This window comes from Bradyrhizobium sp. SK17, from assembly GCF_002831585.1.
Lineage (GTDB): Bacteria > Pseudomonadota > Alphaproteobacteria > Rhizobiales > Xanthobacteraceae > Bradyrhizobium.
In genome coordinates, this window is record NZ_CP025113.1 from 4,019,152 (window position 1) to 4,031,207 (window position 12,056).

A 12,056-nucleotide genomic window follows, 5' to 3' on the forward strand; every position below is an offset into this window, starting at 1 on the left:
GCGGAGAGGGGTTGCGGAAAGGGCCGCTTCGGCGCGCGAGCGGTTCCGCTGGGCCTATTGTCCCGACGGCGTGCGCAGGCCGTGCCAGGCGTCGCGGACCTGGTGGTAGTGCACCTCGGGCAGGTAGTCCGGCGTCTTGAGGTTGAGCGTCTTGACGTCGAGCCGTCCGGTCGCGCTGAGCAGCGTGTAGGAGGCGATCACGCGGTCGCGCTGTGCGCCGATCAGCCGGGCCCGGGCCGTGATCAGGTCCTGCTGGGCGTTGAGCACGTCGACCGTGGTGCGCTGGCCCCCGGCGGCTTCCTTCTGCACGCCGGCGAGCGCGACCTCGGCGGCCTTCACTTCGGACTCGGAGGCCGAGACCGCGATCTTGGCGCCCTCATTGGCAACCCACGCGCTGACCACGGCGGTCTTGGCCTGGTTGCGGACCTGATCCAGCACCAGCCGGCTCTGCGTCGCCACTTCCTTGGCCTGCCGGGTCTGCGAGGCCGCGGTGCCGCCGTCATAGATCGGCTGCGTGACCTGGCCGATCACCGAGGCCTGATCGGTGCCGAAGGTGCCAAGCGTGGAATCGGTGTCACGGCTGCGACTCACGCTGCCTTGCACGCTGACATTCGGCATCAGGCTGCTTTCGGCGACGCGGATCGAGGTCGAGGCCACGTCGACGTCGTAGCCAGCCGCGGTCACCGCAGGATGCTCGCGCAACGACAGCGCGATCGCGTCCTCGCGGCTGCGCGGCAGCAGCCGGTCGATGGTCTCGGCCGGCCGCAATTGGGAGGGCGAGTTGCCGATCACCTGCGCATAGGTCGCCTGGCTGATCGCGAAATTGACCTCGGCGGCGTTGAGATCGGCGAGGCCGCGGTTGAGCCGGGCCTCGGCCTGGGCGGTATCGGTCGGCGTGACGTCGCCGGCATTGAGCCGGCGTTGCGTGATCGCCTGGGTCTCTTTCAGGGAGGCGACGTTGGCGCGCTGCGCCTCGACCAGCGTCTGGTTGGCGAGCACGTTGGTATAGGCGGTGACGGCGTCGAGCAGCACGCCCTGGCCGACATTGCGCAGCGCCTCGCGGCCGGACTGCACCTGCAACTCGGCGACGCGGACGCTGTTGGCGGTCTTGAAGCCGTTGAACAGGGTCTGGGTCACGGTGACGCCGATCTGCCACGGCTTCAGCGTCGCGGTCTGGATCACATTGCCGGGCAGCTGGTCGCGCACGGCCTGAAGGCCGACCGAGAGACCGGCGATGATCTGCGGCCGGTAGCCGGCCAGTGCCTGCGGCACATTCTCGTCGGTCGCACGCTGTCGAGCCCGCTCGGCATTGAGCTGTGGATTGGTCTGATACGCCTTCACGAGGGCTTCGGGCAGGCTCTCGGCGCGGGCAGCGGCGCTTGCCAGCACGGCACACGCCAACGCAGCAGGACCGATGCCCGACAAAAGCACGCGCCTCGCTACATCGCCGATATCGGCAGCACGCCCAACCATGTGATCCCGCAACCAAAACCCCGGCAGTCCGCTCTCGCCGACGCCATCGACACGTCTACCTGTTTACGGGGCGACGCCGCCACAGGCAAACCGCCGCACGACATCTGCACATCATTTCACGCCTTGTCTGTTGCCGGTTCGTCACAGGCGAACATGTCAGTCTGATGAAGTATAAGCTCGAACCGCCGGCCGCCGATCGGTGCCGCCAGTTGTCCACCGCCTGCTTCGGGTCCATTGTCGATGCCCAAATTCTTCTCTGACCCCGAGGCGATTGCGGAACAGATCGTTCGCGACGTTGGAACCGAACTGGTGGTCGGGCTGCCGCTCGGCCTCGGCAAGGCCAATCACATCGTCAATGCGCTGTATGCGCGCGCGGTCGCCGACCGCTCCATCAACCTGACGCTGTTCTCCGCGTTGACGCTGGAAAAGCCGAAGCCGAAAAGCCTGCTCGAACGGCGTTTCATCGGCCCGGTCATCGACCGCCTGTTCGGCGGTTACCCCGATCTCGCTTATGCGGATGCGCTGCATCGGGGGGCGCTGCCGCCCAACATCAAGGTGATCGAGTTCTTCTTTCTCGCGGGGCAGTGGTTGTATCAGCCATTCGCCCAACAGCATTACATTTCGGCTAATTATACCCACGCGGCGTCATACCTGTTGTCGCGCGGGCTGAATGTCGTGCCCCAGCTCGTTGCCAAGCGCGTGGTCGACGGCGTGCCGCGCTACAGCCTGAGCTGCAACACCGACACGACGCTCGATGTGCTGCGTGCCCGCGCGCAGGGGAGGGCGTCGTTCAAGCTGATCGCCCAGGTCAATTCCGAGCTGCCGTTCATGCCTGGACCCGGCGACCTGGCGGCGGATGAGTTCGACGCTGTGCTCGACAGTCCCGAGACTGATTTCCCGCTGTTTGCGCCGCCGTCCGAGCCGGTCAGCGACACCAAATATGCGATCGGATTGCACGCCGCCGGCCTGGTCCGCGACGGCGGCACGCTGCAGATCGGGATCGGGCAGGTCGGCGATGCGCTGGCGCAAGGGCTCGTGGTGCGGCATCGCGACAACGCCCAATTCCACGGCATCATGCAGCGCCTTACGCCCGGTACCGAGCAGCTCGTGGCGGCCGAGACCGGGCCGTTCGAGAAGGGTCTCTATGGTGTCAGCGAGATGCTGTTCGAGGCATTCCTGGGGTTGATCGATGCCGGCATCCTCAAGCGCGACGTCGACGGCGTGATTCTGCACGGGGCGTTTTTCCTGGGGCCGCAATCGTTCTATCGGGCGCTGCGCGAGATGCCGCCGGAGCAATTGGCGCGCATCCAGATGATGCCGGTGTCGTTCACCAACGAGATATTCGGCGACGAGGCGGGCAAGCGCCGCGCGCGGGTCGATGCGCGGTTCGTCAACAATGCGATGATGGCGACGCTGCTGGGAGCGGCGATCTCCGACGGGCTCGAGAATGGCCAGGTCGTGAGCGGCGTCGGCGGCCAGTACAATTTCGTGGCGCAGGCGTTCGCGCTCGAAGGCGCGCGCTCGGTCTTGGCGCTGGAGGCGAGCCATCAGTCCGGCAAGCAGACACAGTCGAACATTCGCTGGTCCTATGGCCACGAGACCATCCCGCGTCACCTGCGCGATATCTTCGTCACCGAGTATGGCGTTGCCGACGTCCGAGGGAAATCCGATGCCGACGTGGTCGCCGCGATGTTGCAGGTGGCGGATTCACGCTTCCAGGACGAGCTGATGCGGCAGGCCAAGGACGCCGGCAAGCTGCCGCGCAGCCATGAGATATCGGCCGCCTATCGCGAGAACTATCCCGAGCGCATCAGCGCTGCGCTGAAGCCGGCGCGCGATGCGGGCCTGCTGCCGTCATTCCCGTTCGGCAGCGATTTCACCGACGTCGAGCAGCGCTTGATTCCCGCCTTGCAGATCTTGCAGCAGGCGCAGCGGACACCGCTGCAACTCGCAGGGTTGCTGTGGCAGGGCATGCGGCAACCGCCCGATGCTGCCGACCGTGAATGCCTGGCGCGGCTCGGCCTCGACAAGCCGACGCATGTCGCCGAGCGCGCCTATCGCGCGCTCGTCACCGCGGCCTTGCAGAGAAGTCGGATGGCTTAGCGGTTCTTGTTGACCGGCTTGCGCTTCTCGATGAAGGCCGCCATGCCCTCGGCGCGATCCTCGAGCGCGAAGGTCGAGTGGAACAGGTTGCGCTCGACATTCATGCCTTCCGACAGCGGCGTCTCGAAGGCGCGGTTGATGGCTTCCTTGGCCATCGCGGCCGTCGGGCGCGACATCGAGGCGATCTTCTCCGCCGCGGCGAGCGCCTCTTCCATCAGCTTGTCGGCCGGAACGATCCGCGACACCAGGCCCGAGCGCTCGGCCTCGGCGGCGTCCATCATCCGCCCGGTAAGACAGAGGTCCATCGCCTTCGACTTGCCGATCGCACGCGTCAGGCGCTGGGTGCCGCCGATGCCGGGAATCGTGCCGAGCGTGATCTCCGGCTGGCCGAACTTGGCGGTGTCGGCGGCGATGATGATGTCGCACATCATCGCCAGCTCGCAGCCGCCGCCGAGCGCGTAGCCCGCGACCGCCGCAATGGTCGGCTTGCGGCAACGGGCAATGCGATCGCCGCCGATCGCGGCGAAATCGCTGGTGAACATGTCGATGAAGCCCTTCGGCTGCATCTCCTTGATGTCGGCGCCGGCGGCAAAGGCCTTCTCGCTGCCGGTGATCAGCAGGCAGCCGATCTTGTCGTCGGCCTCGAGATCGTCGACCGCCGCCGCGATCTCGCGGAACACGCCGAACGACAGTGCATTCAGCATTTTCGGCCGGTTCAGCGTGATGACGCCGACCGGTCCCTTGCTTTCGACGATGATGAATTCGAACGTAGCCATGGACGCAAACCCCGTGCCTGATTTGGCCGGCAATGTGCCCGCTGGCGGGATGCGCTTCAAGAGGCTGAAACGAGGCTTTGGGCCGCGGTGCGGCGCTCCCGGCGCCGCAAGCCGCGAATGACCGGTCAGGCCATGAACATGCGTGCGGCGGAGGCCACCGTGAGCAGCGCGCCGAAGCCGATGAAGATCTTGCCGATCAGCGACGTCTGGTCCCAGCTCGCGCTGTCGCTGCTCGCCAGCACCGGCTTGGGTGGTGCCGGTGCGACGGCCGGCGCCTGGGCCGGCGGCGCCTCCTGTTGGGCGGCCATCGGTTGGGCCGGTTGCGGCTGTTCCGCAGGCTGCCCCTGTTGCAGGGCACGGTCGACGTCGTTGAGCTGGTCGGATGCCACCACATTACCGTCAGCCTGCGCGTCGGCAGGCTTGTCGGAAGCGGCCATCATTGAATTGGTGCTGGCGGGCGGGGGGCTCGCATTGCCGTCGCTAGCGGTCAGCTCCGCATTGGCGTTGGCGACCGTGGCAGGCATGCCTGCCGACGTCACGCTGCCGGCATCCTTGCTGCTGGCCTTGCTGTCGGATTTGTCGGCCGACCTGTCGGCGGTCTTGGACGAACTGTGGCGCGCATGGCGGCGGCCATGCCGCGAAGTCTGCTGAGGGGACTTGTCGGTCGTTGCGCTGTCGGATTTCGATGCCGACGTGTCCGAACCGGCCGCCTGGGCCGGCAACGGGCCGGCGAGAGCCACAAACAATCCTGTCAGCCCTGTCGCAACCATCAAGGCCAAGCGCCCACTGGCTTTGATCTTCATTCTGATGATCTCCCCATTTCGCCCGCCCGAGGGCGAAATGAGACCCCGCTGCGTGTCCACACCGGGGCAAAAAAAGGGAATCTTCGGGCCTCTGGGGGCGAAAGCTGGGCAATTTCCGTCGAGGCGGGTCATCGATGGCAGCATCGCCGATGCTTGTCGGACCGATCGGTGTTATGAGCCGTTACGTCTGGAACCCCCGCCGGAGCGATTCCTTGAGGCCCGGTCTTGCTGGAGCATTGCGATCACGAATTCGTGAGCTTTGGGCTTGCCGCGTAACGAATTGAAAGATCGGCCGAATTGCAAATCAGGAGCCTGCGTGCGCGAACGTGAGGATGAATGGACCGACCTGATGCGGTCGGCCATTTCGGGTGATGATGCCGCCTATCATCGCCTGCTCAAAGCCATCACGCCGGTGCTCCGTGCCGCGGCGCGACGTGGCCTGGCGCGCGCGGGACAACCGGTCGATCAGTCCGAGGACATCGTGCAGGACATCTTGCTTGCTGTGCATTTGAAGCGACAGACCTGGGACACGAGCGCGCCGTTCGCGCCGTGGCTGTTTGCGATTGCGCGCAACAAGCTGATCGATGCACTGCGCCGCCGCGGCAGGCGCATCTTCGTCAATATCGATGACTTCGCCGAGACGCTGCCGGGGGAGACGCCGGAGCCGACGGCGTCGCCCGGCGAGGTCACCGCCCGGTTGCAGGCGCTGCCGGCCCGGCAACGCGATGTGCTGCAGTCGATCGCGGTCGACAGCGCCTCGATCAAGGATACGGCGACGAAATTCTCGATGAGCGAAGGCGCCGTGCGGGTGGCGCTGCATCGCGGGCTTGCGAGCCTCACGGCAAAACTGCGGGACCGGTGAGCATGGATACCGATCAACTCATTCGAACCCTTGCCGCCGACAATGCCTATCGAGCGCGGCCGGTCGGTCTTGCGCTGATGCTGGCGCTGCTGGCGGCGGCGCCGGTTTCGCTGCTGATCTTCTTCGCCGAGCTTGGTGTGCGGCCGGACGTGATGACGGCGATGCACAATCCGTTCTTCGACCTGAAATTCGCGGTCACGCTGGCGCTTGCCGCCTCGGCGATTGCCGTCAGCCTGCATCTGTCGCGGCCGGAGGCCTCGCTGCGCGGCTTCGGCTGGTGGTTGCTGATCCCGGCCGGCATCCTCGTGGCCGCCATCAGCGGCGAGATGATGATGCCGCAGCGGACGCCGATGATGACGCGGTTGATCGGCAAGAATTCGATGGCGTGCATGTCCGCCATCCCCGCGATGTCGCTGCCGCTGCTGGTCGGCGCGATCTACGGGCTGCGGCAGGGTGCGCCGTCGCGGCCGGCGGTCGCGGGCGCCGTCGCGGGGTTGCTGTCGGCGGGCCTGGCGGCGACCATCTACGCGTCACACTGCACCGATGACTCGCCGCTGTTCGTCGCCACCTGGTACACGCTGGCGACCGCGATCGTCGCGAGCGTCGGTGCGCTGATGGGAAAGCGGGCGCTACGCTATTAGCCTGTAGCCCGCATCAGCGAAGCGGCATGCGGGGCAGTCGTATGGGTCGGTGGTGCCGGCCCCGGATGTCGCTTCGCTCATCCGGGCTACATCAATAATCAGGCGGCGGGCGCGGATTGCTGCATGCGATGGAAGCGCAGCACCTGTTGTGCGGTGGACGGCCGCAGCCGCTCGTAGGTGTCCTTGCAGGCCTGCAGGTCGGTCGGCTCGCCGCCCGAGATGTCGTCACGCAGGTTGATGATCGCCCGCACCGTCGACCATGACAGGCCCGAGACCTTGGCCAGGATCATCACGCCCTCGGCACGGGTTTCGATCATCATGTTCTCGGCGACACCGACCGAAACGTTGGCGAGCGCAGCCAGCGAAGCATTGGTCTCGTCGAACTTGCCGGCCTCGGCAAAGGCTGCAAGCTGGAATTCGTCGAGCCGGCCATCCTGGTAGAGCGACTTGACCAGCGCATGCGCGATCGTGGTATCGGGCGTCACGGCGGCGGGCGCCGAGCGTGCCCGCCGGGTCGCTTCCTTGACCGCAATCGGGATCTCCTTGGCCTGCTGCGGATTGGCCGCCTCGAGCCGCTGCCTGACCGCGTCCGACGCCTTGGCGACCAGCTTGAGATAGAGATGCCGCGGGATGTTCGGGCGCAGGCCGACGCAGGTTGACAGGTTGTCGTCGCCTTCGGCGCGGCTGACCAGCCGGGTGAAGCCGCGCTCGGTGAATTCCGCGCCGGGATTGTTGACGGCGCTCTGGATCACCTCGTCATTGCCGCGCAGCACCAATACGTCGGTGACGGCGCCGCTCAGCGTCTTCCGGTTGGAGATCGCGAGCAGGTGGGCCTGGCTCTTGCTGCGCGCCGTCTCGATCAGGGTGTCGTCGTCGAGTCGCGGCGACAGGGTCAGCACGGGGCCCGCGACCTCGATCAGGTCGTCGAATGCCAGGGTCCGGATGGTTTGCGGCGGGACGGTGTCGACGGGGGCGAGGCGGTTGGCAAGCAGCGACTTGGCCGAGCTCTCGATGTGCTCGAGCAGGCACTGGAAGACATCGTCGAACAGGACGATCTGCTCGTCCGAATAGTTCACCGAACCGTTGATGAAGAGGTCGGTCACGCGGCGCAGCGTCTCGACACGGCGTGCGACGGTGCCGTGGGCAAGGGTCGTCTGCAACTCGTCGAGCAGACTTTCTGGGGCGGTCGCGGGCTTCGAACTCATGACTCTGTCCTGGAGCAATGGCGACGGATTCTCCGGCGCCGAACTTGGAAAAAATGAAAGGATCAGGCGCTGGCGATGCGGTTGCGTCCCTTCGCCTTGGCTGTGTAAAGCGCGCCATCGGCGCGTGCGAGCAACGTGTCGGAGTTTTCGCGCGGCTTGAGTGTCGTGACGCCGGCGGAGATCGTTACCTGCATCCCTGGCGAGAATGCGCTCCAGTCGAGATCGGCGATGATGGCACGCAGCCGTTCGAGCGCGCGGATCGCCTGATCCTGCGACAGATCGGGCAGCACCAGCAGGAATTCCTCGCCGCCATAGCGGCCGAAGCGGTCGATGCTGCGCAGATTGGCGAACATGCCGATCGCGAAGGTGCGCAGCGCCTCGTCGCCGATTGGATGACCGTAGACGTCGTTGATCCGCTTGAAATGGTCGAGATCGATCAGCGCGACCGCGCAGGAGCTGCCGTTGCGGGCGCAGCGCGCGATCTCCTCTTCGAGCGTGCGCATGATGCTGCGGCGATTGGAGGTACCGGTCAGTTCATCGAGCTCGGCGAGCTCCTCGATGCGCCGGTAGGCCTCCTTCAGCTTCACGCCGCTCTGATACAGCGATTGCTGCATCGAGCTCGAAACGATGCCGAGATACATGCAGCGCCCGATCGTCAGCGCGAACACCAGCATGGTGGCGAAGCGGTCGACCTTTGTGCCTGTCGGCATCCCGATCGCCTTGTCGGTGCCGAGGAACAGCGCGGCCAGACCCAACACCATGACGGTCCAGACGACAGCACTCTGTCGCGCCGAGGTGCGCAGCGCGCCGAAGCCGAACACCACGAACAGGTTGCAGAGGAACAGCACGCCGACTTCCGGCGCGATGTAGGTGAACATCAGCAGGTTCACCATGTTGATGGCCGATTGCGGCGCGACCAGATAGTGATCGTGGAAACGCTCGTGAAACCCTCGCTCCGAGAGCAGCACATAGATGGCCACCAGCGAGAGACCGGTCAGGGCATAGCCGGCGGCGACCAGAACCGACGTGGTGCCGGCCTGTGCGTAGATCAGCAGCACGACAGCATCGAGCAGGAAGCAGGAGGCGATCATCGATTGGATCTGGCGGCGCTGCCTGGCGCGGCGCGCCAGACGCTCGATCGTCAGCTTGGGACGGCCGCTTTCCGATGCGCCCGCGATCGGGCTCAGAAGTGACGACGCAGCGCTGCCCATGGTCTCGCCATTGGTGGAATCCGGCGAAAATCTACGTGGGAAAGCCTTTAGGTTTGGTATCTTTTGGAACCGAATCTGCTCCGGTGTAATCCAGTCATCACCCTTGTTTCGTAAGGGGAATCCGTGCACCGGAACGGGATGGGAGCGATCATGCCGCGCGTCTCTTGCTGCTGCTCGCTTCGTGGTGGTGCTGGCTTGCCGCCAAAGCCTTGATATGGTCCGCCGACGGCGGGCGTTTGTGAGAGTTCTTAGTGCTATGATACCGTTAGACGAGCCTTCGGCGATTATTCCTTATTTGGATCGTCGACTGTGTCATAGATCACACATGCAGCCACGGCATTGCCGTAATGTGAAGAATCTTGGCTCTCGCGTCGAACCACGCACCACCCCCCTCAGACCAACTTTGCGAGACGGCCATTGAGCGCGACACAGGCGGCTTCAGACGAGGTTCTGATCGCTCGGATCGCTCAAGGCGACCGGCTTGCCATGCAGGTGCTGTATGGACGGCACCATGTCAGGGTGTACCGCTTCGGGCTTCGGCTGGTGCGGAACGAACAGGTGGCAGAGGACCTCATCAGCGAGGTCTTTCTGGACGTTTGGCGTCAGGCGGGGAAATTCGAGGGACGATCCGCCGTTTCAACCTGGCTCCTGGCGATTACCCGGTTCAAGGCGTTGTCTTCGCTGCGGCGACGGAAAGACGCCGAACTGGACGATGAGGCCGCGAACGCGATCGAGGACACGTCCGACGATCCGGAAACGGTGGTGCAGAAAAAGGACACGGGTGACACGCTGCGGAAGTGCCTGGCGGGACTGTCGGCGGAACACCGGGAAATTGTCGATCTTGTCTACTATCACGAGAAATCCGTCGAAGACGTCGCAGGGATCGTGGGGATTCCGGAGAATACCGTGAAGACGCGCTTGTTCTATGCGCGCAAGAAACTTGCCGAGTTGCTCAAGGCAGCCGGCGTCGAGCGAGGTTGGCCATGACGGCTGCGAGCAAGAAGGTGCTGGGTCAAGAGCCTGATGATGTCGAGATGCTGCTGCCCTGGCATGCGGCCGGCACGTTGAGCGCGCGCGACGCGCGCCGTGTCGAGGACGCGCTGGCGAGCGATCCGGAACTGGCACGGCAATATGCCGTGATCCGCGAGGAATATGCCGAGACCATCGGCCTCAACGAGAGTCTCGGTGCGCCCTCGGCACGCGCCATGCAGAAGCTTTTTGCGGCGATCGATGCCGAGCCTGAACGCAAGCCGTCTGTGGGGGCGCGGATGTCGGCCCGCATCTCGGAGTTCTTTTCGAAATTGTCGCCGCGGACGCTGGCCTGGTCGTCCAGCCTCGGTGCGGTCCTGGTGTTGCTGCAGGCGGGCGTGATCGGCGCGGTGCTGATGCGCAGCGAGCCGGCCGCATTCCAGACGGCATCGTTCGATGCCACTGAACAACGCAGCGCGCCGAGCCCAGCCGTTGCGCGCTCCAGCCCGGCACCCAGTGCGCCGATCACCCGTGACCTCGGCGGCGGCGTGGCGGCGGCGCCGACGCGGATCTTGGTACGTTTCACACCGGATGCCAGGATCGCCGACATCACTGCGCTGCTCGACAACTACCAGGGCTCGATCGTCGACGGGAAGGGCGGCATGTTCCGCTTGCAGTTCCGTGCCATGGACAAGGACAGCGTCGCTTCGCTGATCGCCCGTTTGCAGCGGGAGAAGATCGTCAGCCTCGCGGTCGAAACGCCGTAGCCGGCGACCGGACAACTCCGCGTCGACGTCGCCGTGACGACGTCTACCGCAGTGGCAACGGACAATCCGTCGCAGCCTCGTTCACACCGGACGGCAATAACACTTCCGTGAGCCGCCCGTGGGGCGATACCGCAGCGCCGGCTGCATTGAACGATTTCCTTGCAAATCACCGTGCTGCACAGCGATTTTCGGCATCGATTGCCTGCAATGGTGCGATGAAACCGCGTGGCGAAATCGTTAAAAAAGATCGCCGGCGATTTGAACGTCCGCCTGTCTCTCACGACTTATGTGTGTGGGAGCGGTTTATCCCTCCCCGGCTATATCAGGCGCGAGCGCCCATCCACCCCAAGCGCCCATATGGCTTTGACCCGTCCGGTTGTCCCCCGGACGGGTCTTTCATTTTGGGGGTACCCCAGCATGGCTGGCTCGCTGGACCCGACCAATGACGGGGAGCGCGGCGGGGTGGCGAGCGTCGGCTTTCAGAGTTTACTGTGGATCGTTTCGCCACGCCGGGGCCGGCAAGCACCGCGCATCGCCTCCATGCAACTCGATGACTTGACGAGGGTTCGGGCGAGAAACTCCGTATTCAAGCGGACTTCTTTCATCGCCCGTCGGCGATTAAGAATTTAGTTAGACTTTATTTACCTTTTCCACAGAATATCCATGTCACGTCCAGTTGATTCGGTTCGGTTGCGTCTGCGTCCGTTTCTCTCTTGCGGGCAAGTTGAATGACACATCGGACTGACGTGGCCAGGGGCCAGGAGATCGTTGCGCGCTGGTGCAACCTAGCCGAGCAAAGGCTGGAGCATCTCACCGAACTATTCGAGACCGGACGCTGGCGCCGCTATCACAGCGAGCAGGCCTTTCTCGAGAACATCAGGGAAGCACGGGCCGCGGTCGATATCTGGCGCGAGCTGCTGACCCGCGAAGCCTCGCTCGACAATTCGCCGATCGACCTGTCCTGGCTCGGCCGTGGCAAATCGATCCTGCCGCCGCGCCGCCTCTCGCTGACGCCGGAGCGCCGGTCGGAGGCCACGGCATTGGCGCAGGCTGCGATGACCGCGGTCGCGGCCGCGCTGGAGACCGCGGCAGACGTGCTGGAAGATCCGCCGATCGTGGCCGACGCGCCGCCGCTGGAGATGCCCCCTCCGGCGCGGCCGCCGGTGCTCGATCTCGACACCATCCAGCGGCGCTATCCGCTGCTGCGCAACGCGCTGTAAGCGGAAGGCTATGCGCCCCTCCGTCG

The 12,056-nt window shown here is 65.0% G+C and carries 11 protein-coding genes; 6 read left to right on the top strand and 5 right to left on the bottom strand.

All coding sequences use genetic code 11. The features are described 5' to 3' along the window. Window positions 1-54 precede the first annotated feature (54 nt). Window positions 55-1,473 (bottom strand): TolC family outer membrane protein, encoded by a 1,419-nt coding sequence (locus tag CWS35_RS18430; RefSeq protein WP_100952966.1) that lies wholly within the window; start codon window positions 1,471-1,473, stop codon window positions 55-57. Between the two features lie 240 nt (window positions 1,474-1,713). On the opposite strand from CWS35_RS18430, the gene CWS35_RS18435 reads away from it, so the two are divergent. Further along, the gene (locus CWS35_RS18435; protein WP_100952968.1) at window positions 1,714-3,576 is read left to right on the top strand and encodes an acetyl-CoA hydrolase/transferase C-terminal domain-containing protein; all 1,863 of its coding nucleotides are present in this window, start codon (window positions 1,714-1,716) and stop codon (window positions 3,574-3,576) included. Here the strand turns inward: CWS35_RS18435 and CWS35_RS18440 are convergent. Together CWS35_RS18440 and CWS35_RS18445 are read right to left on the bottom strand one after the other, a co-directional pair. Then, on the bottom strand, window positions 3,573-4,352 hold the full coding sequence (locus tag CWS35_RS18440; protein ID WP_100952970.1) for an enoyl-CoA hydratase: 780 nt from the start codon (window positions 4,350-4,352) through the stop codon (window positions 3,573-3,575). The genes CWS35_RS18435 and CWS35_RS18440 overlap by 4 nt on opposite strands. A gap of 125 nt (window positions 4,353-4,477) precedes the next feature. After that, the gene (locus tag CWS35_RS18445) at window positions 4,478-5,287 is read right to left on the bottom strand and encodes a hypothetical protein (RefSeq protein WP_245438559.1); all 810 of its coding nucleotides are present in this window, start codon (window positions 5,285-5,287) and stop codon (window positions 4,478-4,480) included. 184 nt (window positions 5,288-5,471) lie between these two features. On the opposite strand from CWS35_RS18445, the gene CWS35_RS18450 reads away from it, so the two are divergent. Further along, window positions 5,472-6,017: a sigma-70 family RNA polymerase sigma factor gene (locus CWS35_RS18450; RefSeq protein ID WP_100952974.1), complete on the top strand. Its 546-nt coding sequence runs from the start codon at window positions 5,472-5,474 to the stop codon at window positions 6,015-6,017. Between the two features lie 2 nt (window positions 6,018-6,019). Continuing rightward, complete coding sequence (locus tag CWS35_RS18455; RefSeq protein ID WP_024579486.1) at window positions 6,020-6,658, top strand: NrsF family protein; 639 nt, start codon at window positions 6,020-6,022, stop codon at window positions 6,656-6,658. Between the two features lie 98 nt (window positions 6,659-6,756). On the opposite strand, the gene CWS35_RS18460 is transcribed toward CWS35_RS18455, so the two are convergent. After that, the gene (locus CWS35_RS18460; protein WP_100952976.1) at window positions 6,757-7,863 is read right to left on the bottom strand and encodes a DUF2336 domain-containing protein; all 1,107 of its coding nucleotides are present in this window, start codon (window positions 7,861-7,863) and stop codon (window positions 6,757-6,759) included. A gap of 62 nt (window positions 7,864-7,925) precedes the next feature. After that, a complete protein-coding gene (locus CWS35_RS18465; RefSeq protein ID WP_100952978.1) occupies window positions 7,926-9,074 on the bottom strand; it encodes a GGDEF domain-containing protein in 1,149 nt (382 codons plus the stop codon). A 417-nt stretch (window positions 9,075-9,491) separates the two neighbouring features. On the opposite strand from CWS35_RS18465, the gene CWS35_RS18470 reads away from it, so the two are divergent. The 3 genes from CWS35_RS18470 (at window position 9,492) to CWS35_RS18480 (ending at window position 12,030) form a co-directional block, all read left to right on the top strand. After that, window positions 9,492-10,061, top strand: a complete 570-nt coding sequence (locus CWS35_RS18470) for a sigma-70 family RNA polymerase sigma factor (protein WP_024579489.1) — start codon at window positions 9,492-9,494, stop codon at window positions 10,059-10,061. Continuing rightward, the gene (locus CWS35_RS18475; protein ID WP_100952980.1) at window positions 10,058-10,810 is read left to right on the top strand and encodes a hypothetical protein; all 753 of its coding nucleotides are present in this window, start codon (window positions 10,058-10,060) and stop codon (window positions 10,808-10,810) included. The genes CWS35_RS18470 and CWS35_RS18475 overlap by 4 nt, the downstream gene beginning before the upstream one ends. A gap of 728 nt (window positions 10,811-11,538) precedes the next feature. Beyond that, window positions 11,539-12,030, top strand: coding sequence for a TIGR03809 family protein (locus CWS35_RS18480; RefSeq protein ID WP_024579491.1), 492 nt, complete (start codon window positions 11,539-11,541; stop codon window positions 12,028-12,030). Window positions 12,031-12,056 lie beyond the last annotated feature (26 nt).